General features: G+C 64.3%; 19 protein-coding genes and 1 tRNA gene. 5 read left to right on the forward strand and 15 right to left on the reverse strand.

Translation table 11 applies throughout. From position 1 onward, the window contains the following. Nucleotides 1-46: 46 nt before the first annotated feature. From BMZ48_RS05585 to BMZ48_RS05595, 3 genes are all read right to left on the reverse strand, one after another. Nucleotides 47-514 (reverse strand): DNA polymerase III subunit chi, encoded by a 468-nt coding sequence (locus tag BMZ48_RS05585; protein WP_091532760.1) that lies wholly within the window; start codon nucleotides 512-514, stop codon nucleotides 47-49. Between the two features lie 16 nt (nucleotides 515-530). Further along, a complete protein-coding gene (locus BMZ48_RS05590) occupies nucleotides 531-2,156 on the reverse strand; it encodes a phosphoethanolamine transferase (RefSeq protein WP_091532762.1) in 1,626 nt (541 codons plus the stop codon). A 103-nt stretch (nucleotides 2,157-2,259) separates the two neighbouring features. Beyond that, nucleotides 2,260-3,774, reverse strand: a complete 1,515-nt coding sequence (locus BMZ48_RS05595) for a leucyl aminopeptidase (RefSeq protein WP_091532764.1) — start codon at nucleotides 3,772-3,774, stop codon at nucleotides 2,260-2,262. A 216-nt stretch (nucleotides 3,775-3,990) separates the two neighbouring features. On the opposite strand from BMZ48_RS05595, the gene lptF reads away from it, so the two are divergent. Together lptF and lptG are read left to right on the forward strand one after the other, a co-directional pair. Further along, nucleotides 3,991-5,076 (forward strand): LPS export ABC transporter permease LptF, encoded by a 1,086-nt coding sequence (lptF, locus tag BMZ48_RS05600; protein WP_091532766.1) that lies wholly within the window; start codon nucleotides 3,991-3,993, stop codon nucleotides 5,074-5,076. Continuing rightward, nucleotides 5,073-6,137: an LPS export ABC transporter permease LptG gene (lptG, locus tag BMZ48_RS05605; RefSeq protein ID WP_091532768.1), complete on the forward strand. Its 1,065-nt coding sequence runs from the start codon at nucleotides 5,073-5,075 to the stop codon at nucleotides 6,135-6,137. Before lptF ends, lptG begins: the two co-directional genes overlap by 4 nt. A 13-nt stretch (nucleotides 6,138-6,150) precedes the next feature. Here the strand turns inward: lptG and BMZ48_RS05610 are convergent, their stop codons facing one another. From BMZ48_RS05610 to BMZ48_RS05620, 3 genes are all read right to left on the reverse strand, one after another. Next, nucleotides 6,151-6,651: an RDD family protein gene (locus BMZ48_RS05610; protein WP_159431097.1), complete on the reverse strand. Its 501-nt coding sequence runs from the start codon at nucleotides 6,649-6,651 to the stop codon at nucleotides 6,151-6,153. Nucleotides 6,652-6,746: 95 nt separating this feature from the next. Beyond that, a complete protein-coding gene (locus tag BMZ48_RS05615; RefSeq protein WP_091532772.1) occupies nucleotides 6,747-8,528 on the reverse strand; it encodes an acyl-CoA dehydrogenase C-terminal domain-containing protein in 1,782 nt (593 codons plus the stop codon). A 137-nt stretch (nucleotides 8,529-8,665) separates the two neighbouring features. Further along, nucleotides 8,666-9,943, reverse strand: coding sequence for an EAL domain-containing protein (locus BMZ48_RS05620; RefSeq protein WP_091532774.1), 1,278 nt, complete (start codon nucleotides 9,941-9,943; stop codon nucleotides 8,666-8,668). Nucleotides 9,944-10,193: 250 nt separating this feature from the next. On the opposite strand from BMZ48_RS05620, the gene BMZ48_RS05625 reads away from it, so the two are divergent. Further along, nucleotides 10,194-10,270, forward strand: a tRNA-Met gene (locus tag BMZ48_RS05625). A 132-nt stretch (nucleotides 10,271-10,402) separates the two neighbouring features. Here the strand turns inward: BMZ48_RS05625 and BMZ48_RS05630 are convergent. The 6 genes from BMZ48_RS05630 to BMZ48_RS05655 all read right to left on the reverse strand — a co-directional run bounded on the left by BMZ48_RS05630 (nucleotide 10,403) and on the right by BMZ48_RS05655 (nucleotide 16,286). Then, on the reverse strand, nucleotides 10,403-10,567 hold the full coding sequence (locus BMZ48_RS05630; RefSeq protein ID WP_091532776.1) for a DUF2283 domain-containing protein: 165 nt from the start codon (nucleotides 10,565-10,567) through the stop codon (nucleotides 10,403-10,405). Between the two features lie 368 nt (nucleotides 10,568-10,935). Further along, nucleotides 10,936-12,063 carry a sulfate/molybdate ABC transporter ATP-binding protein gene (locus BMZ48_RS05635; protein WP_091532778.1) on the reverse strand — a complete coding sequence of 376 codons (1,128 nt, stop codon included), beginning with the start codon at nucleotides 12,061-12,063 and terminating at the stop codon, nucleotides 10,936-10,938. 53 nt (nucleotides 12,064-12,116) lie between these two features. Further along, nucleotides 12,117-13,040 (reverse strand): sulfate ABC transporter permease subunit CysW, encoded by a 924-nt coding sequence (gene cysW / locus BMZ48_RS05640; RefSeq protein WP_091532780.1) that lies wholly within the window; start codon nucleotides 13,038-13,040, stop codon nucleotides 12,117-12,119. Continuing rightward, nucleotides 13,037-13,915 (reverse strand): sulfate ABC transporter permease subunit CysT, encoded by an 879-nt coding sequence (cysT, locus tag BMZ48_RS05645; protein WP_200769533.1) that lies wholly within the window; start codon nucleotides 13,913-13,915, stop codon nucleotides 13,037-13,039. Before cysT ends, cysW begins: the two co-directional genes overlap by 4 nt. 10 nt (nucleotides 13,916-13,925) lie before the next feature. Beyond that, nucleotides 13,926-14,927, reverse strand: coding sequence for a sulfate ABC transporter substrate-binding protein (locus BMZ48_RS05650; protein WP_091532784.1), 1,002 nt, complete (start codon nucleotides 14,925-14,927; stop codon nucleotides 13,926-13,928). 27 nt (nucleotides 14,928-14,954) lie between these two features. Next, complete coding sequence (locus BMZ48_RS05655; protein ID WP_091532786.1) at nucleotides 14,955-16,286, reverse strand: OprO/OprP family phosphate-selective porin; 1,332 nt, start codon at nucleotides 16,284-16,286, stop codon at nucleotides 14,955-14,957. A 202-nt stretch (nucleotides 16,287-16,488) separates the two neighbouring features. Here BMZ48_RS05655 and BMZ48_RS05660 point away from each other — a divergent pair, with 202 nt between their 5' ends. Next, nucleotides 16,489-17,586, forward strand: a complete 1,098-nt coding sequence (locus BMZ48_RS05660) for a sigma-54 interaction domain-containing protein (RefSeq protein WP_091532788.1) — start codon at nucleotides 16,489-16,491, stop codon at nucleotides 17,584-17,586. A gap of 64 nt (nucleotides 17,587-17,650) precedes the next feature. Here the strand turns inward: BMZ48_RS05660 and BMZ48_RS05665 are convergent, their stop codons facing one another. Then, nucleotides 17,651-18,079 carry an outer membrane protein assembly factor BamE gene (locus BMZ48_RS05665; RefSeq protein ID WP_091532790.1) on the reverse strand — a complete coding sequence of 143 codons (429 nt, stop codon included), beginning with the start codon at nucleotides 18,077-18,079 and terminating at the stop codon, nucleotides 17,651-17,653. A 60-nt stretch (nucleotides 18,080-18,139) separates the two neighbouring features. Between BMZ48_RS05665 and fur the strand changes: the two genes are divergently transcribed. Then, complete coding sequence (gene fur, locus BMZ48_RS05670; RefSeq protein WP_091532999.1) at nucleotides 18,140-18,556, forward strand: ferric iron uptake transcriptional regulator; 417 nt, start codon at nucleotides 18,140-18,142, stop codon at nucleotides 18,554-18,556. Between the two features lie 66 nt (nucleotides 18,557-18,622). Here the strand turns inward: fur and recN are convergent, their stop codons facing one another. Both recN and BMZ48_RS05680 read right to left on the reverse strand, forming a co-directional pair. Next, the gene (gene recN / locus BMZ48_RS05675) at nucleotides 18,623-20,305 is read right to left on the reverse strand and encodes a DNA repair protein RecN (RefSeq protein WP_091532792.1); all 1,683 of its coding nucleotides are present in this window, start codon (nucleotides 20,303-20,305) and stop codon (nucleotides 18,623-18,625) included. Between the two features lie 18 nt (nucleotides 20,306-20,323). After that, on the reverse strand, nucleotides 20,324-21,223 hold the full coding sequence (locus BMZ48_RS05680) for an NAD(+) kinase (RefSeq protein WP_091532794.1): 900 nt from the start codon (nucleotides 21,221-21,223) through the stop codon (nucleotides 20,324-20,326). Nucleotide 21,224 lies beyond the last annotated feature (1 nt).

The raw sequence follows: 21,224 nt of genomic DNA on the forward strand, positions 1-21,224 counted from the left end.
GCTCGTACGGCGGCACCGATTCGATGCGTGTGCATTGGGCTGGCGATCAGCGTGCGCGCTGTACCCAGGCCCCGGCGGCGTTCTGCTCGTAGCTGTTCAAAGGATAGCCGCGGTCGCGGTAGAACCTGTAGCGCTCGCGCGCGGCGGCCCGCTGGGCGGCATCCCCGGCGACGATTTCGAGCACACGTTCGAAACGGCTGAAGTAATCCGGAACCTCGCGGCCGAGGTTGACGAGGATGTCGTGGTGGCTGTCCGGCGGTTCGACGACACCGATCAGCACCGCAGGCAGCGGTTCTGCGAGTGCCTGCCCATGATAAAGCTCGTGGGCGATGAAGCTGCCCTGCCGGAAGCTCCACAATGCGCCATCGATGTCTTCCGCCGTCGCCGCATCGGCATGGACATAGACCTGCTTGCCGGCGGCGGTTGCCTTGTCGCACAGCCGGCATGCGGTCAGCACCGCGCTGTCTGCTGGGCCGGCCATCTCCGGCAGGATGTAGAAATCGATGCGGGTCATGTCGGCAAGACCGTCATTAATGACGGTTACGCGAGGATGGGGCGTATGGCTTGCCGCCGATCAGCCGGGTCTGCGGGACGAAGTGGGCACTGACCAGGCTCAAGTGCGGCTGATCGAAAGCGGTGCGAATATGGGCGAGCTCGAGCAGCGTCCAGTCGAGCACATCGGTTTGAAACGGGCGGTGTTCGAGTGCCGAGGATACTGCCGCGGGGAGCGGCGGCGACAGCCAGATCAGCAGGGGGACGGTGAAGCCGGCTTCGCTGAGCGAGTGTCCGGCGAAATCGCGCGTATGGCCGACCTCCTGCGCGTGGTCGGCAGTGAACAAAAACGCGCCGGATCCTGCGCCGATTTGCGCCTTGAAGTCCTGCAGCAGACGGGCGATGACATGATCCTGGTAGCGCATGGCGTTGTCGTAGAGGTTGCGCTGCAGGCGGACCCAGGGGGAGCGGTTTTGCTGCCGCATCAGGGTCATGACGGGATCGTTGCCGTCTGAGAAATAGCGGAATGTGTCCGGATAGCGCAGTTCGTAATGCGGGTGGGCGCCGAGCAGATGGACGAAGATCATCTTGCGCGGTGTCGGGTCGCGCAGCGCCGCAGCGTAATACGGCAGCAGACCCTCGTCGAGCTTGCGGTCGCCGCGGCGCCCGCCGACATTGACGAGGTGGACGACATCCGCTTCCTCGGCGTATCGCGGGTTGATGAAACGGTCGTGCTGGTTGGAGATCCAGAACGTCTTGTAACCCGCTGCCTTGGCGAGCAAGACGACGCTGGGCTCGGCTTCGTCGTCGAGCGGCTTGTCGATTTCCGCCGGAGTCAGCATCAGGCGGAAGGACGCCACCGTGCCTGATGTCGCGGAAATGACATCGCGGAACACCAGCGCATCGCGGGCTGCGTGCATGAGCTGCGGCGTCGTCGGTCGCGGATAGCCATACAGTTGCCAGTTCCAGCGATTGGTGCTCTTGCCGACGACGACGACGACGGTGTGCTCATCGGGACCGACATAGGTCGGCGCCCACAGCGACAGTTTCTGCTCGGCGATGAGGCGCTTGTCAGCCAAAGACTCCACTTGCTCTGCAAATTCCCAGTACTGCGGGATCTGCGCGGGCCAGAACACGGCCGGATTGGCGCGCGAGAAGGTCGGGTTGGCGTGCAGGCCCAGGAACAGCACCAGTATGGCAACCGCCCAGCGGGGTTTGCGTGCGCAGGACGGGGGGGTGTCCGGCGCGAGTAGCAGCAGCAGGCCCAGCACCAGCGCAGCGGCGAGCGCATATTGCAGCAGCATCGGCCCATACTGCCGGATGAATTCGACGGTCTCGGCGCGGGTGGTGTTACCGATCGCCTCGATGATCAAGACCGCATCGGGTTTGGTTTCGTAAAACTCGATGAGGAAGGATTTGATGCCAATGTCGAGTGCAAACAGGCTTGCCCAGACGCCATAGGCGATGCGCTGGCTGCGTCCCTGCAGCAAGTGGCGCAGGGGAAAGACGCCCAGCATGAACACGAGCGCGGCTTTGAGCGCATCGCGCCAGCCGGCGTCGAGGATGACGTAGGCTGCGAGCACTACGCCGGTTCCGAGGACGATGTCAAAGCGGCGGATGGGCGCCTGCCTGCGCTGCCAGGCGGCAAGCATCGGTACGTCCATTCGTGTCCCCCCGTTCGAACGCGGCCCGGCGGACCCCGGTCCGCCGTTGCAAGCCAGTATTTTTTTGCAGTCGGCGGGATTGTGCGGGCATCGCCGGCAATTCTCAATCCTGCTCGTTCTGGGCGACGACGTTCAGCAGGTACTGCACCAGCATCGGCACCGGCCGGCCCGATGCCTTCTTGCCGGTCCACGCCGTGCCTGCGATGTCGAGGTGGGCCCACTTCATCTTGCGGGTGAAGCGGTGCAGGAAGGCGGCACCGATGATTGCGCCGGCGTCACGGCTGTTCTGGGTGGCGATGTTGGCGATGTCGGCGAATTCGCTTTTGATGTTCTCCTCATATTCCGGCCACAGCGGCAGTTCCCAGGCGCGGTCGCCGATCTCCTCGCCGGCGGCGAGCAGCGCCCGCCCCAGGGACGGGGTGTTGGTCATCAGGCCGCTGGCGACGCCGCCGAGGGCGACGACGCAGGCGCCGGTCAAGGTGGCCATATCGATGCACACCTCGGGCGCGTAGGTTTTTTCGGCGTAGGTGAGGGCGTCGCAGAGGATCAATCGCCCTTCCGCATCCGTGTTGAGGACTTCGATCGTGATACCCGCCATGCTGGTGACGATGTCACCCGGCTTGTTGGCCTGACCATCCGGCAGATTTTCCGCGGCCGGAACGATGCCGACGAGGTTGATCGGCAGCTTGAGCTCGGCAGCCGCGGTCATCGTGCCGAGCACGGCACCGCCGCCGCACATGTCGAATTTCATCTCGTCCATTCCGGCCGCGGGCTTGATCGAGATGCCGCCGGCGTCGAAGGTCAGCCCCTTGCCGACCAGTGCAATGGGTTTTTGATCTTTCCGCCCGTGCAGATACTCCATGACGATCAGCTTGGGCGGCTGGCGGGAACCCTTGGCGACCGAGAGCAGGGCGCCCATGCCGAGTTTTTCCATGTCGGCCTGCTCGAGAATCCGGGTCTTGATCGGGTAGCGGGTGGCGAGCGCCTTGGCCTGTTCGGCGAGATAAGTCGGGGTACAGATGTTGCCCGGCAGATTGCCGAGATTCTTCGTCAAGGCAACACCCTTGGCGATCGCCAGAGCCTCGGTCAGCCCACGCTCGCCGGCCGGAAGATCGGCGCGGCGCGGTACGTCGAATACGTAGCGTTCGAGTTTGTAGACCGGCAACTCCTCGCGCGCCTTGGCGCCGCGGCATTCATCGAAACGGTAAAAGACGTTTTCCGCGGCGAGCACCGCCTGGGTCACGTTCCAGCGGAAATCGCGGCCTTTGACCGGCAGGTGGGTGAGGTAAGAAACCGCGTCGATCGCGCCGGTGGCACGCAAGGCCTGCGAGGACGCCGCGACGGTTTTGCGGAACGCACTCTCGTCGAAGCTGCGCTCGCGGCCCAGGCCGACCAGCATCACCCGATCGGCGAGCACACCGGGAATATTGTGCAGCACCAGCGTCGTTGCGAGCTTGCCGTCCATGTCGCCGCGGCGCAGCACGGCGGAAATGGCACCGCCGCTCGCGGTATCGAGCACCGCGGCCGCCGGCGACGGGCTGCGTCGGTCATAGATGCCGACGATGACGCAGCCGACCCGCTGTTTTTCGGGGCTGCCGCTTTTGACGGAATAGTCCATGTTTCAGCGTCTCTGGAAGCGTCCGGAAAGTCGGAATCACGGCCCGGCATGGGCTGCATCGACATCCGGATGGGGTCTTGGAGCATCCAATAACCGGGACCGATGCGCCGTCCCGCCGCATTGGCGATGGCCTATTGTATCGGGCAGACCTGCGGGCCGCGCAGAGGGCTCCGCGACAAGCAGGCATAATCAGTACATGAACGCCACGCCCGCGCCATGAGACTGTCGATTCTGGACCGCTATCTGCTGCGCGAGGCCGGCACTTCCTGGCTCGCGGTCACTGTCGTGCTGCTGGCGATCATGCTGTCGACACGCTTTGCCCGGTTCCTGGCCCAGGCGGCCGCCGGCGAGCTGCCGCGCGAGCTGTTGTTCAAGGTCGTGGCGCTGTCGAGTCTGCAGTATCTGGTGATCCTGATTCCGGTATCGCTGATGCTGGCGATCATGCTGTCGCTCGGCCGGCTTTACCGCGACAACGAAGTGGCGGCCATGATGGGGTGCGGCGTCGGCTTGGGTGCACTGTACCGCCCGTTCTTTCTGCTCGGGGTTGCGCTCGCGCTGCTCACAGCCGCTTTGTCGTTCCAGATCGGCCCGTGGGCCGGGCGCACGGCGGACTATCTCGTGAAAAACGCCGCCCGCCTGATCCAGTTCAACCCTTTCGAGGAGGGGCGCTTCAAATCGGTGATGAACGGCCGCGCGGTGTTTTATACCGAACGCATGAGCGCCGACGGCAGCGAGCTCGGCGCTGTGATTGCACAGGTGGTCGAAAAAGAAGGGGTCGGTTTTTTGACCGCACGCTCCGGAACGCAATCGACCGATCCGGTCAGCGGCGAACGCACGGTGGTTTTGCGCAAGGGATACCGCTATCACGGCGAGCCCGGTGCGGCGGATTTCGATGTCATGCAGTTCGATGCATTCACGACGCGCGTGTCACCGCCGGAGTTTTTGTATGTCAGCGCAAAGCGGCGCTTGCTGCCGACGGCGCAGCTGCTCGCATCCGAAGATCTTCGTGACCATGCCGAATTCGCCTGGCGGCTGTCGGCGCCGATTTCCGTTCTGATTCTGACGCTGCTCGCAGTTCCGCTCGCGCATGTGGCGCCACGCGAGGGCCGCTATGGCAAGGTCGCGATCGGGGTTCTGGCTTACCTGCTGTATTCGCAGCTACTGGGCTTGGGACAGGCCTGGATCGCCAAGGGCATGGTGCCGTCGGCGCTGGGCCTGTGGTGGGTGCATGCGGCAATCCTGGCCTGGGCGCTGTGGCTCGTCGCCCGCCGCCTCAACCTCTGGCCAAGGCTGCGCCCATGAGCCTGCTCAGCCGTTACCTGGTGCGCACGATTCTCGGGTTTACCGCGCTCACCGGATTTGCCCTGGTGGCGATCTACACCTTCATCAGTTTCGTCGCCGAGATCGATGAAGTCGGGCAGGGGGGCTTTGGCATGCTGCAGCTGCTGTGGTACACGCTGATGATGGTCCCCTCCGGTCTGTATGCGCTGATGCCGATCATTGCGCTGTTGGGGACGCTGATGGGGCTCGGTGCGCTCGCCGCGCAGAACGAGATCAACGCCATGCGCGCTTCCGGCGTCACGCTGTTGCATCTGGGGCGGGCGACGCTCGCGGCCGGTGCGCTGCTCGGCATCCTCGCGCTGGTGCTCGGCGACTGGCTGGCGCCGGCCGCAACGCTCGCGGCGCGCGCGTACAAGACCGAGGCGCGCTATGCGGTGGGCGGCAGCGTCACTGCCAGACCGGTCTGGTTGCGCGATGGGCCGCACATCGTGCACATCCGCGCGCTGCGGTCCGAGAACGAGATCGCTGACGTCGACATTTACACCTTGAGTCCGGAGCTCGCGCTCACCCAGGTGATGAACGTGGAATCGGCGACCTATGGCGATGGCCGCTGGCAGCTGCACGGGGTCCGCGTGACCCGTTTCGGCGACACCCACATCCAGGCCGAGCGCATCGATACGATGGAATGGGCTGGTTCGCTGTCACCCGAGGTGCTCCGTCTGTTCGTGCTCAATGCCAACAGTCTCACCACGCCGGGCTTGCTGCGCCTGATCGCATACATGCGCGACAACGGTCTTGATGCGCGCAATTACCGCCTGTCGTTGTGGCGCAAACTGGTGGCGCCGCTGACCGTGATGGCGATGATGCTGTTCGCAGTGCCCTTCGTGCTCGGTTCACAGCGCGGCGGCGGCGCTGGTCAGCGCCTGCTGATCGGCATTCTCATCGGCCTGGTGTTCTATGTGGTCAATGAGGTGACCGCGAGCCTGGGGCAGCTCTATGGCTGGTCACCGGCGCTGGCCGCGGGTTTGCCGACCCTGCTGATGGCCGCTCTGGCGGTGGTGCGGCTGCGGCATACCCGCTGACGGTGCGCCTGGTTCAGCTCGCCGGGAGCACCACGACCTCCGTGCCGCTGAGGCGGTCTTGCGGCCCGCGGCGGCGCGCATCCAGGCGCATCCAGAGCAGGCTCAGGGCGCTGATGCTCAGAGCAACGAACGTGATGGCCTGGGCATGGGGAAGACGTGCCAGCACGGGCAGGCGCAGGAGTGCCGGCGTCAGCACCACGCTCCAGCAGACCAGCATCAGCGCATATCGCAGCGCGGCGTCGAGCCAGCGCGGCGGCGAGCCATCCGCACGCCGCAGCTGCAACCGCCACGCGCGCATGCCCAGCGTCTGGCCACCGTGGGTCCAGAACCAGCCGAAGAACGCAAGTCCGATCAGGAACAAATACGCACGCAAGGCCGGCCAGCTGCGTTCGACGTCGAGCAGGTCACGCACGATGGTGTCGAACATCAGCGCGGCCATCCAGATGCCCAGCAGGAGCAGGCCGTCATATACCGCTGCGGCGAGGCGGCGCCAAATCGGAGCAGGTACCGGCATTGTCGGGATCGGATCGGGATCGTCCAAGCATAACCGCATCTGTAATGACAAAGGGCCGGAATCGTCCGGCCCTTCGGTCGCGGGTTCGCGTGGGCTCAGAACAGCGCGGCGTCGAGCGCCATCAACGGTGCGCTGCCCGCGCGGGCCTGGCGGATCAGCATGGCCGTTTCCGGCAGCAGCTTGGCGAAGTAGAACCGTGCCGTCGCGAGCTTGGCCTGATAGAAGCCATCGCTGGGCTTGTCGAGTGCGATGCGCGCCATCCGCGCCCACAGCCACGCATACACCAGATGGCCGACGACGCGCAGGTAGGGAACCGCGGCAGCGCCGATTTCCTCCGGATTCTTCATCGCCTTGGCACCGATTTCGCCGGTGAGCTGGGTGACCTTGTTGCCCAGGTCCATCAGCGGTTCGATGAATTCCTTCATGTCCTCGCGGCCGTTGTTCTCGGCGATGAAAGCCTGGACCAGCTTGCCGAACTTCATCAGCCTGGCGCCGCCGTCTGAGAGCACTTTGCGGCCGATCAGGTCCAGTGACTGGATCGTGTTGGTGCCCTCGTAAATCATGTTGATGCGGGCATCGCGCACGTACTGCTCCATGCCCCATTCCTTGATGAAACCGTGGCCGCCGAACACTTGCAGGCCGAGATTGGTGCTCTCGAAGGTGTTGTCGGTGATGAACGCCTTGACCACCGGCGTCAGCAGCGCAACCAGATCGGCGCAGTCTTTGCGGACGTTTTCGTCGGGGTGGTGGTGCTCCTGATCGATCATCAGCGCCACCCAGTAGCAGAATGCGCGCGCAGCCTCGGTATAGGCCTTCTGGGTCAACAGCATGCGTCGCACATCGGGGTGCACGATGATCGGATCGGCGGGTTTGTCCTTGGCCTTGGGTCCCGACAGTGAGCGCATCTGATGGCGCTCTTTGGCATAGGCCAAGGAATTCTGGTACGCGACCTCGGCCAGTCCCAGCGACTGCATGCCCACGCCCAGGCGCGCACCGTTCATCATCACGAACATCGCGTTCAGGCCCTTGTTCGGCTCGCCGACCATCCAGCCGCGCGCGCGGTCGAAATTCATCACGCAGGTGGCATTGCCGTGGATGCCCATCTTGTGTTCGATCGCGCCGCATACCACGCCGTTGCGCTCGCCCAGCGTGCCATCCGCACGCGGCAGGAACTTGGGCACGATGAACAGCGAAATGCCCTTGGTGCCGGCCGGCGCGTCGGGCAGTCGGGCAAGCACCAGGTGCACGATGTTCTCGGCCAGATCATGCTCGCCCGAGGAGATGAAGATCTTGGTGCCGGTGATGGCATAAGAGCCGTCGGCGAGCGGCTCGGCCTTGGTGCGCAGGATGCCCAGATCCGTCCCGCAGTGGGGTTCGGTCAGGCACATCGTGCCGGTCCATTCGCCGGAGATCAGCTTGGGTAGATAGGTCTGCTTCTGCTCGGGCGTGCCGTGCGCTACCAGTGCCGCGTAGGCGCCGTGGGTCAGGCCCGGATACATGGTCCAGGACTGGTTGGCCGAATTGAGCATCTCGTACTGCACGCTGCGGACCAGCTCGGGCAGACCCTGGCCGCCGTAATCCGGCTCACAGGCCAGCGCAGGCCAGCCCGCCTCGCAGAACTGGCGGTAGGCCTCCTTGAAACCCTTGGGGGTGCTGACGCTGCCGTCGGCATGCCGGGTACAGCCCTCTGCATCGCCCGACTGATTCAGTGGAAATATCACTTCTTTCGCGAACTTGCCGGCTTCTTCGAGAATCTGGTTGAGGGTTTCGGCATCGAAGTCGGCATACCGCGGCAGCTGCTTGAGGGCAGTGGTCGCATCCAGCAGCTCATGCAGGACGAAATGCATGTCGCGCAGCGGCGGGGTGTACTGGGGCATGGGAATCTCCAGATGGATGCAGGAAAAGGGTTCAAAGCGGGGCCATACTGTAGCGTATGTTGCGATGCAAACATACGGGTGCGTATTGGCTTTGGCGCCAACAGCCGTGGCGCTGCTGCCAACGGTCTGGATCGATGCTATCCGCCGGCCAGGCTTGTCTCTTCTTCCTCCAGCAGCGCCAGCAGTCGTTCGGTCGGCAGCGCCGGGTAGAACAGCCAGCCTTGGGCATAGTCGATGCCCAGACACTGCAGCATCGCCAGCTTGCGTGGCTCGTCGACGAACTCGGCGATGGTGCGCTTGCCGGTGGCGCGTGCGACCTGGTGGATCGCGCGCACGATCTCCTGGGATACCGGGTTGTGCGCGATGTCGCGGATGAAACGCCCATCGATCTTGACCGTATCGACGGCGAGCGAATGCAGGTAACCAAAGGAACACAATCCGGAGCCGAAATCGTCGAGGCTGAACGGGCAGCCGATGGCGCGGAAGTCCTCGATGATGTCGGCGGCGAGTTCGAGGTGCTCGATGGCGGCCGTCTCCGTGATTTCAAAGCCCAGCTTGCCGGGCGGCAGGTGCAGACCGCGCACCTCGTGGTAGAGCCGGTTCATGAAGCGGCCATCCACCAGGGACTGGGCCGACAGATTGAGCGTGACGCCATCGAGCCTGGCGAGCGCCTCTGGATGATCCGCGATCCAGCCGATCACCGTCTCGGCGGAGAAGGTGTCCAGCTCGGACGACAAGCCGAAATGCTCGAGGGTCTCGATCGTCCCGGATGGCAGCGGAACGTGTCGGCCATCCTGATCCATGCGCAGCAGGAATTCGGCCTTGGCCAGCCGGGGGCGTGTGCCGCGAATGTCCATGATCGGCTGCGGATCGAGCAATAGTCGGCCTGCGCCCATCAAATGGCGAAAATTGAGCACGTGGCTGGCGTTGATCAGCGTGGCCGTGTTGGTGCCGCAGTGGGGGTTGAATGTGACGATCTGGTTGAGCCCGCGCTGCTTGGCCGTCTCGCAGGCCTCGGCGGCATTGGCGATCTGATTATCCCAGCGCAAGCCCGGCTGGACGGCGACGAGCCCCATCGATACGGCGATGTGATTGTCGCCCAGCATCGACGCATAGCGGATCCCGGCGAGGCGGTCGCGCAGTCTTGCGGCTTCCTCGACCGCGGTCTGGCCGTGATCGACCACCTTGGCCGCGACGAATTCGTTGCTCCAGACGCGCTCGGCCAGACCGCCATCCCCGGCCCATTCTTGCATCACATGCAGGACCTGCCGGATGACCTCGTCGCCTTCGCCCAAGGTGGCGAGGCGATTGATGCTGCGCATGTGGCGCACGTCCACGTAGAGCAGCATCGCCAGCGGATAAGGCTGCCATGCGCCGAGCCAGTCGAGGATGCGGCCAAGGTTGGACACTGGCATGGGCGGGGCGCAGAAGGACACGTGCCTGTATCGGCCGGGCTGTATCCGCGCTTGAACCGTTCACGGCCTTTATGCCGAACGTTCGTCTGCCGCCGTTGGCGATGTAGAGCGCTTGCGCCGCCTTGCGGCGGCTGATCCAGCTCCTTGTCGCCGGCCTTGCAGCAGGGATGACCGGGCCAACTGGCCCGGCAGATTTGCCTGCCTTGCGGCATTTTCCTAGAATGCGCGGCCCCGCAACGGGGCATCCGATGGTGATGTAGCTCAGACGGTTAGAGCGCGGCACTCATAATGCTGAGGTCGGTGGTTCGATTCCACCCATCACCACCAGCCACCCGGCCCCTTGTCCGCTAATGCCGGGGATCGATTCATAAACAAGAACTTACGGCAAACTGTTGTCCACCGTTGTTCTTTTGTCGCGGGGGCATCCGCGCAATTCGACAGCAGCCGCCGGATGTCGGTCTAAGGCGCACGTTTCGACAGATACAGCAGCTCGGCGCCGACGACGCGGTCCTGATCGTCGTAGTCCACGAGGATGCCGGGCGAAACTTCCTCCGAACGGTTCGCAGGCGCTTCGTTCAGGGTCAGATACAACGCATCGGATTGCTGGCCCACTTTCAGCTTCATGGGAGGGTCTTCCTTCGATCGAGGAATACCGTGACGACGTGCGACGGCGTCTTGTCGTGGTTGGCGATCACCCGCAGCACGTCCGCCGAACTCCCCGGTGCGTACGAGGCGACCGCGGGATACTCCGTGGAGAGGGTGGGCTGTCCTATGTCCTACAGCTCGGCCTCGAACCAGCCACTCCCTCATACTCGCCATCAGTCGCGCCAAAACCGTCCACTCGTGCCGCTGTTTCAGCACTGGCGCGACTGGAGCCAGTGACCAGTAAGTCACGGTATCCGACCCGAACGCTTCATCGCCAAGCTGCTTTCTTGGCCATGTACTGCAAGCGGTATGTCTTCGCCGGAGGCGGCGGCAGCGCGTTGGCGTGTTCAGTACGGATGTACGCGCGTGCGTTCGCGTCCGATCAGGATCGGAGTCGGGAGCGTGCGCTCGGGGATGTGCAGGCTGCGAGGGTAGACACTGAACTGCATGAGCCGCAGGCGCAGCCGCGCACCGACGGTAAAGCAGGGGACATCGTGATGCAGATGGGGCAGTTCGATGCTCAAAGGCTGCCCGGTGGCTTCGGTCCGCGCGGTGATGCGGACGATCGGGCCTGCGCGGTGGACGGTCTGGATTTCTACCTGAATGCCCGGCGCCGTGTCATCGGCCAGCCGTAAATCGCCGGGGCGCACGTAAACATCGACCGGTCCGGATGGATGAATGCTGTCGTGCAAAACGGCGATGTCACGGTCTCCGATCCAGAGTCTGCGTCCGCGCAGCTCTGCAGCGATCACATTGGTTCCGCCGAGGAAGTCGAAGACGAAGGGTGTGCGCGGGTGCTCGTAGACCTGATCGACAGGGCCGACTTGCTCGATCGCGCCGCCATTCATGATGACGATGCGGTCGGCGAGCTCCAGGGCTTCCTCTTGGTCGTGGGTGACAAAGATTGTCGTGACGCCGGTTTTGTGGTGTAGATCGCGCAGCCATTGGCGCAAGTCCTTGCGCACCTTGGCGTCGAGGGCGCCGAAAGGCTCGTCGAGCAGCAGGACGCGCGGGTCGATCGCCAGGGCACGGGCCAGCGCGACGCGCTGACGCTGGCCGCCGGACAGTTGCGAGGGGAAACGCTGTTCGAGTCCGGACAACTGCACCAGATCCAGCAACTCCAGTACCCGTGCGCGGATCGCCGATGTCGACGGGCGTTGATTGCGCGGCCGGATCCGCAGCCCGAAGGCGATGTTCTCGAACACGGTCATGTGCTTGAACAGCGCATAGTGCTGGAATACGAAACCGATGCGCCGTTCCCGCACCGGATGCCTGGCCATGTCCACGCCACCGAACAAAATCTGGCCGTGATCGGGAAACTCCAGTCCGGCGATTACGCGCAGCAACGTGGTCTTGCCGGACCCGGAGGGACCGAGCAGGGCGATCAGCTCGCCAGAGGCGATGTCCAGATCGATGCCTCCGAGTGCGATGAACGGCCCAAAATGTTTGTGGACGTTGCGAATACGGATATCCATGAATTTGTCCTGACGATGATGGGTCGGCGTCGTGAAAACGGGCTTATGGCGGTTCAGTGACGGCGGGTAGCGGCGAGCTGATCGGCATGCCGCCATTCGAGCCAGGCTTTGACACCCAGCGTCAGCAGTGCGAGCAGTGCCAGCAACGAGGCCACGGCGAAGGCGGCCGAGAACTGGTACTCGTTGTAGAGGATCTCGACGTGCAGCGGCATGGTGTTGGTCTGGCCGCGGATGTGGCCGGAGATCACGCTGACTGCGCCGAATTCGCCCATCGCGCGCGCATTGCATAACAGCACGCCGTAGAGCAGGCCCCAGCGGATGTTGGGCAGGGTCACGTGCCAGAAGGTCTGCCAGCCCGAAGCGCCGAGCGACAGGGCCGCCTGTTCATACTCGGTACCTTGTTCCTGCATCAGCGGGATCAGCTCGCGCGCAATGAACGGGAAGGTGACGAAGATCGTCGCCAGCACGATGCCCGGCACCGCGAATGCGACCTTGATGCCGTGATCCATCAGCCATGGGCCGGCCCACCCGTGCGCGCCGAAGATCAGGATGTAGATCAGGCCGGCAACCACTGGCGATACCGAGAACGGCAAATCGATCAGCGTGATCAATAACGACTTGCCGCGGAACTCGAATTTGGCGATGGCCCATGCGGCGGCAAGGCCGAAGATCAGGTTCGCCGTCACGGCGATCGCGGCTGTCAGCAGCGTCAGCCGGATCGCGGCCAGGGCGTCTGGTTCGGTCAGTGCCGCGAGGTAGGCCGACCAGCCGTTGCGCAGGGCCTCGACGAACACCGTGACGAGCGGCAGCAGCAAAAAACCGAGCAGGAACAGCAGGGCGACGAGGATGAGGCTCCAGCGCACCCAGGCGGGTTCGGTGATGGCACTGTTGCGCTCGATCAGCGGTGCTGGGTGGTGCTGGATTCCTGGCGGTGAGGGCGGCGGGCTTTGCGGTAGCCCATCGGACACGGTGTTCATGGTTTACCCCCATGGCGCCGGCGTGCCCAGGCCTGCAAGGCATTGATCACCAGCAGCAGGAAAAACGACAGGATCAGCATGGCCGTCGCGACCGCGGTGGCACCGGCGTAGTCGAATTCCTCGAGCTTGATGATGATCAAAAGCGGCGCGATTTCCGAAACCATCGGCAGATTGCCGGCGATGAAGATCACCGAGCCGTATTCACCGACCGCACGGGCGAAGGCCAGGGCATAACCGGTCAGCACCGCGGGCAGCACCGTCGGCAGGATCACGCGGGTGATCGTTTGCCAGCGGTTGGCGCCGAGCGAGGCGGCTGCTTCTTCCAGTTCCTGTTCGGCGTCCTGCAGTACGGGCTGTACGGTGCGCACGACGAAGGGCAGGCCGATGAACGTGCAGGCGACGATCACGCCCAGCGGTGTGTAGGCGACCTTAATCCCCAGAGGTTCGAGGTACTGACCGATCCAGCCGTTACCGGCGTACAACGCGGTGAGGGCGATACCGGCCACGGCTGTCGGTAGTGCAAACGGCAGGTCGATGATCGCATCGAAGAAGCGCTTGCCCGGGAACGTGTAGCGCACGAACACCCAGGCGATGAGGGTGCCGAACACGGCGTTGATCGTGGCCCCGATCAATGCCGCACCGAAGGACAGTTTCAGTGCCGCGAGTACGCGCGGCGTGCTGATGATCGCCCATATACCCTCAAGACCAAGACCCGCCGATTTGTAAAACACGCCGGCGAGCGGGATCAGCACGATCAGGCTCAGATACAGCAAGGTGTAGCCGAGCGTCAGGCCGAAGCCGGGGATCACCGACCTGCGGGCCGACGTGCGGGCGATGCGGGGGGTGTGCCCCTGTGCAAAGACGGTTGGGCTCATCGGGGTGCCTTCAACGCTGGCTGTAGATCTGATCGAACACGCCGCCGTCCGAGAAATGCGTCTGCTGCGCCTTGGCCCAGCCGCCGAAGTCGGCGATCGTCACCAGCGGAATCTTGGGGAAGTCGCCGGCGTGCTTTGCGGCCACTACCGGATCGACCGGACGGTAGTGGTTCTGGGCGATGATCTCCTGCGCCTCTGGCGTGTACAGATACTTGAGGTACGCCTCGGCCAGCTTGCGCGTGCCTTTCTTGTCGACGTTCTTGTCGACGATGGCGACCGGCGGTTCGGCGAGGATCGAGATCGACGGCGCGACGATCTCGAACTTGTCGGCGCCGAACTCCTCGAGCGCGAGAAATGCCTCATTCTCCCAGGCAAGCAACACATCGCCGATACCGCGCTGCACGAAGGTCGTGGTCGCGCCGCGGGCACCGGTGTCGAGCACGGGCACATTCTTGAACAGCGCCTCGATGTACTCGCGCGCCTTGGTATCGTCGCCGCCGTTCTTCTTCAGCGCGTACGCATAGGCCGCGAGGTAGTTCCAGCGCGCGCCGCCCGAGGTCTTCGGGTTTGGCGTGACCACACGGACGCCGGGTTTGACCAGGTCATCCCAATCCTTGATTTGCTTGGGATTGCCCTTGCGCACCAGGAAGACGATCGTCGAGGTGTAGGGCGACGAGTTGTTCGGCAGGCGCGACTGCCAGTTGGCCGGCAGGAGTTTGGCATTCGCGGCGATGGCGTCGATGTCGGCGGCCAGCGCCAGCGTCACCACATCGGCGTCGAGGCCGTCGATGACGGCGCGGGCCTGCTTGCCCGAGCCGCCGTGCGACTGCTGGATCGTCACCGTGTCGCCGGTTTTTGCCTTGTAGTCGGCGGCGAAACTCGTGTTGATGGCCTTGTACAGCTCGCGCGTCGGATCGTACGAGACGTTGAGCAGGCTGTACGAAGCGGCGTGCGCGGACAGCGGCAGCGCAATCGCCGCGGTCAGCGTCAGGAGCAAGGTTTTCTTGAGCATGATGAGTTCCTCGATGATGCGTTCGCGTCAGAATGCGATCTGGAAGCGGGAGAACAGCAGCTTCTCGTCCTCGCGGTCGGCGCCGCTCGCGGCGCCGCCATCGAAGCCGGTCTGCGAATACGTCAGGGCAATCTTCAGGTTGCCAAGCGGATACCAGTTGACGCCGGTGGCCCAGGTTCTTGCCTTGCTGGCCGATTGGGTCGGGTCCGCGTAGAGCGGGAACGCGTCGTTGTCGACGTCGAGCTCGCCGTAGCGTGCGACCAGTTCCCAGGCGCCGGCGCCGCCCTGGGTGATCGGACGCTTTGGCTTGGTGAGGCCGGCATAGCTGGCGTCCTCGCTGGTCAGCAAGTAGTTGCCGACCACTTGCCATGCCGTGTTGTCGAGTTTCTCGTGATTGCTGCCGACCGCGACCTTTTGCTTGGCCACGATGTACTCGGTGAGCAGGCCGAGGCCGTTGCGGTCGTAATAGGCCTGCGGGCTGACGCGCGTCTCGTCGCCGTCATAGCCGACCGTTGTCAGATAGCTGAAGAACGTGTTCTGGCCCGGCGTGCGGTACTTCACTGCATTGGCCGCCGCGCTGCCTTGCTTTTCGCCATGCGAGGCGCCGACGCCGAAGCCGAGCCCCTGGAAGAAGCCCGGGCTATTCTTGAAGGGCTCGGCGAACAGACGTGCCGCGACTTCCTTGCGGTTGTCGGTTTCCGGCTGCTGCGTGGCATCGCGGCCGTCCGGCGCGCCGTTGAAGACGCCGATGGCGTAGCTGAGCGTATTCGACAGCACCGCGCCGCCGAACTGCACGCCGTAGTCGCGATTCGGGCCGAGCTCGTTGGGCAGGCCGCGCTCGTTGAAGACCGTGGCGGCGCTGGCCTGCAGATTTTCGAGCACGACCGGCGCCTTGAACTTGCCGGCGCGGACGTAGAAAACCGGCGACAGGCGCAGCTCGCCGTAGACGTCGGAGACCGTCGCGTTGTCCGGCGCGAAGTTTGGCTGGATGCGGAAGAACAGGGCCTTGCCCAGCGTCAGTTCAAAAGTCGGCTCGACGCGGCGCAGCAAAAAGCCATCGTGGGTGCGCGGCGCCCTGTCGTCGATGAACCAGCGGCCGTCGGCCTGCAACAGGCCGCGGAACTTGAATTCGTAGTCGCCCTGGGCCGACTGGATGCCGACGCCTTTCTCGTTGATTTTGATCGCGGGGGCCTCCCGGGCGTTGTTTGCGGCTTGTTCTTCGGCGAGTTCCAGTTTGCGCTCGAGAATGCGCAGGCGCTCTTCGAGGCTATCCGGGGTATCCGCAGCTGCTTGGGCTTGCGCAAGCATCGCAACCCCCAGCACTGCGAGGCCGGGGATGCTGGCGAATGGCACTTTCATTTTGTTCTTCCTTGTTTCTGGAGGATTCGGGATCAGGCGACCGCGAGGCGGTCTGCCCCAGGAAGAATCAGAATTCGTGCCAGTCGAGAAATATTCTATAAAATATTGATTTTAAAATTAATATCTTAATCGCACATCGATATGCGCATGAAAATTCGCCAAATATGACGAATAATTCATCGATATTTGATGGGCGTCATATATGACGGATTTCGCGGATGAAACGCAGATGCTGCTGGCGCGTCTGCACGAGGTCGAGCGCCAGCGCGACGCGGCCGAGGCCGATCGCCAGATGCTGCTGGCGCGTCTGGGGCGCAGCAGTCTGTCCGAGCCGGTCATCGGCGCCGAACGGGGATTACGCCACGTCATGGCGCGTGTCGAACAGGTCGCGCGCAGTGACGCGACGGTGTTGATTCTGGGCGAGACCGGCTCGGGAAAGGAGGTCATCGCCCGCACGATCCACGAACGTTCGCGGCGGCATCAGGCTTCCTTCATCCGGGTCAACTGCGGTGCCGTGCCGCCGGAGCTGATCGACTCCGAATTGTTCGGTCACGAGAAAGGCAGCTTCACCGGAGCCGCGGGCTTGCGCCGTGGCTGGTTCGAGCGCGCCGACGGCGGCACCCTGTTTCTCGATGAAATCGGCGAGCTGGCGCCCGCCGTGCAGGTTCGCCTGCTGCGTGTGCTGCAAGACCATGTGGTGCAGCGTGTCGGTGGGGAGCGGGACATCCCGGTGGACGTGCGCGTGATCGCCGCGACGCATCGCGACTTGCCGGCGATGGTGCAGCAGGGTCGCTTCCGCGAGGATCTGTGGTATCGCCTGGCGGTATTTCCGGTGATTCTGCCGCCCTTGCGCGAGCGTTTGGAGGATATTCCGGATCTCGCCCGTCATTTCGTACAGCGCGCCGCCCGGCGGCTCGGCGTGCCGGTGCCGCCCCTGCATGAGCAGGATATCGAGCGCCTGCGGGCCTACCGCTGGCCGGGCAATGTGCGCGAACTCGGTGCGGTGCTGGAGCGAGCAGTGATTCTCGGCGAGGGACGGCGGCTCGAGCTCGAGGCTGCGCTGGGGGGCGGCCATGCCGGTCACGATGCCGGCGCGCCAGCTTCTGCCGTTGCCCCGGCTGAAGACCGCATCGCTGCGCTCGACGAGGTCATCGCCGCACACCTGCGGCGCGCATTGCACGCAACCCGCGGACGCATCGATGGTCCACGCGGTGCCGCGCATCTGCTCGGACTGCATGCGAGTACGCTGCGCGCCAAGCTGCGCAAGTACGGAATCGAGCCGCGCGCGTTTCGCCGCTAGACGGATTTGTATTGAGCCAGAACCGATCGCGAAAGGCGCACGCTTGGTGCTGCCGTAGGCGGACTTACTGGGGCGTGATGATCACACCCGAATCGCGCTCGCTCGCCTCGCGTTCGCTCTCGGCGGCTTCTTTGCGTTCTTCACGGATCACGGTCTTGACGTCGGGATTTTCGATGCCCGCCGAGGCACTGGTGTCTTCGACGCCTTCCATCCGCGCCAGCTTGTCTTGCTCGAAGTAAAGGGTGACGATGCGCTTGGACACCTTGCCGCGTGGCGACTTGTAGTAACCGACGTAATCCCAGCGGTCGGTGCGAAAAGGGCTTGCCGCGAGCGGAGTGCCGAGCAGATAAGTCACCTGCTCGCGCGTCATGCCGAGCTTGAGTTGATCGAGCTGTTTTTGCTCGATGACGTTGCCCTGGCGGGTCGGCAGTTTGTATACGAGCTGGCAGGCGGTGAGCAGGCCCGCGCACGCGAGGACGAGGAGAAGACGCATGGGTTTGCCCGATCGGAAAGAGCGAGGATAATAGCCGAAACCATTTTGCTGGACGTCGCCGTGGAAACCTCCGATCTTCGCAATGCCGGTCTGAAAGTCACGCTGCCGAGACTCAAGATCCTCGAGCTGCTGGAAACCAGCGAGCGCCGGCACATGTCGGCAGAAGAGATTTATCGCCGGTTGATCGAGCTCAACGAGGATGTGGGGCTTGCCACCGTTTATCGTGTGCTGACCCAGTTCGAGGCCGCCGGTCTGGTGCGCCGCCATCATTTCGAAGGCGGCTCAGCGGTGTTCGAGCTCGAGCGTGGCCACCATCACGACCATATGGTCGATGTCGAGAGCGGCAAGGTCATCGAGTTCGTCAGCGAGGAAATCGAGCAGCTGCAGCGGCAGATCGCCGACAAACACGGCTATGTCGTCACCGACCATAGCCTGGTCCTATACGTCAAGCCCAAGCGCAATAACCATAATCCTTGAGCGAGAGCCCCACCGCGCCCTTTCCTCCGGGTCCGAGGTGATCCGGAGTCACCGGCGCGGCTGGGGTCAAACGGTGCCGGCGCGCTGTAACAGATCGCGGGCATGTTCGAGCGCGGCGTCCGAGAGCTCGGCGCCGCCTTGCATGCGTGCGAGTTCTTCGATGCGCTGCGGCTCGGTGAGGGGTTCGACCTGCGTGAAGGTCTGCCCATTGCGGACGCGCTTGCGGATGCCGTAGTGACGGTGCCCCTGCGCCGCGACCTGGGCCAGGTGGGTCACGCACAACACCTGGCGCTCGGCGCCGAGGGCACGCAGGCGCTGACCGACGATCTCGGCAACGGCGCCGCTGATGCCGGCATCGATTTCGTCGAAGATCATCGTCGGTGCGCCGCGCCGCCGTAAGCCAACGACGGCGATCGCCAGCGAGATGCGCGACAGCTCGCCACCGGAAGCCACCTTGGCCAGCGACCGTGCCGGCTGTCCCGGATTCGCGGTGAAGTCGAAGCGGACCTCGTCATTGCCGTGCGCGCGTGCCGGGCCCTGGGGGTCGGTATCGATCGCGACGCTGAGCAGCGCATGGGGCATGCCGAGCGTGCGTACGACCGCCGTGACCTCCTCGCCGAAACGCTGCGCTGCCTGGCGCCGCGCCGTGCTGAGCATCTCGGTCGCCTGCCGGTATTGCCGCAGTGCCGCGGCATGCGCGCGTTGAAGTTCGGACAAGCGTTCAGAGGCATGTTCGAGGGTATCGAGCTGCGCACGCAGTGCGGCGTGGTGCGCCGGCAGGGCGTCCGCGCGGATGCGGTGTTTGCGGGCCAGATCGTGGATCGCCTGCAGGCGCGCCTCCACCTCGGCGAGACGCTGCGGATCGAGGTCGAGGCGGTCGAGGATCTGGCGGATCGTGTCGGCCGCATCCTGGATCTGGGCCTGGGCGCTGGCCAGCGTCTCGATCACCGGGCCGAAGGCTGGATGCAGGGTTTGCAGGTTTTCGAGGAGTCCCTGGATGGCGCTGAGCTGGTCGTACAGGCTGTTGTCGCCGCCATACAGGCGTTCCTGGGCCTGACCGCCGTCGGCGAGCAGGCGTCCGGCGCTGGACAGGCGGCGGTGATCGGCCTCGATTTGCTCAAGCTCGCCCTCGCCGAGCTTGAGTGCATCGAGTTCGTGTAGCTGGAAGCGCAGAAATTCGAGCTGCGCCGGATCACGCCCGGCCGCATGGCGTAGGTCGTCGATGTCGCGCGCCGTCTGTGCGACGGTGGCCGCTGCCTGCGCGACGGCATCGAGCGCCGCAGTATGTCCGCCGTAAGCATCGAGCAGCTCGCGCTGGATATCGGCGCGCAGCAAGGTCTGGCTCTCGGCCTGCCCGAAGATTTCGATCAGGTGTTCCCCCAGTTCCCGTAGCTGTGTGGTGGCCACCGGCGTGCCGTTGATGAATGCGCGACCGCGCCCGCCATGGGCGATGATGCGGCGGATGAGCAGGGTGGTCGGCTGATCCGTATCGGTGAGCGCGTTGTCGCGCAGCCAGGCCGCCGCCGGCGAGCCGGGGTCGATTTCGAATTCGGCGCTCACTTCGGCGCGTTCGGCACCATTGCGGATCAGGCCCGTGTCGGCGCGTGTGCCAATCGCCAGGCCGATGGCATCGATCAGGATCGATTTGCCAGCCCCGGTTTCCCCGGTGAGCACGGAAAAACCGGGCCCCCACTCCAGGTCCAGCGTATCGATCACGGCGAGATTGTGGATCGTCAGTGCCTTGAGCATCGCGCGGGGCTGGTTCTTTCAGTCGGCGTCGGTTTTCAGCTGAGGTCCTCGGCCCCAGTGAAGTTTGTTTCTCAAGATATTGAAATAACTATAGTTAATAGGGTGGATCAAATGCAGGCGCACGGCCGAGCGGCGGATTTCCAGGGTTTCGCCGGCGGCGAGCGACTCGCTGTGCTGACCGTCGCAGGTGCACATCGCCAGCGTCGTGGGGTTGCCGTGCAGCACGACGCGCACGGTCTGGTGCGCGCCGACGACGATGGGACGGTCGGATAAGGTATGCGGGCAGATCGGAACCAGGGCGATGGCTTCCAGCGCCGGATGCAGGACCGGGCCGCCACCGGACAGGGCATAGGCGGTCGAACCGGTCGGCGAGGAGACGATGAAGCCATCGGCACGGTGTTGCGAGATGAACTCGCCGTCCAGCCAGGTTTCGAATTCGAGCATGCGGATCGCCGCCTGGTTGCGGATGACGACGTCATTGACCGCGAGAAAGGGGCCGGCGATGCCGCCGGCGCGGTGCACGCACGCCTCGAGCAGCAGGCGTTGCTCGCGGACATACCGGCCAGCGAAGACGGCGGCAAGGGTTTCGCGCATTTCCACTGGCGCGACATCGACCATGAAGCCCAGACGTCCCTGGTTGACACCGAGAACCGGAACGCCTGCCGGGGCTACGGCGCGCGCCGCCGATAGCAGCGTGCCGTCGCCGCCGACGACGATGACCAGGTCGCAGCGGCGGGCCATCTCGTCGCGGCTGGCGCGCTCGACGGCGGAGGGGCAATCGGTCAGCCCGGTGGCATCGATTTCGACCAGCACGGTCCGGCCCAGGTCGAGCAGGTCCTGGCAGAGCTGCAGCAGTGTCGGCGCGATGCGCACGTCGCCGTGGCGGCCGATCAGGCCGATGGTTCGGAACTCAGACATG

The organism is Fontimonas thermophila (assembly GCF_900113085.1).
In the GTDB taxonomy this organism is placed as follows: domain Bacteria; phylum Pseudomonadota; class Gammaproteobacteria; order Nevskiales; family Nevskiaceae; genus Solimonas; species Solimonas thermophila.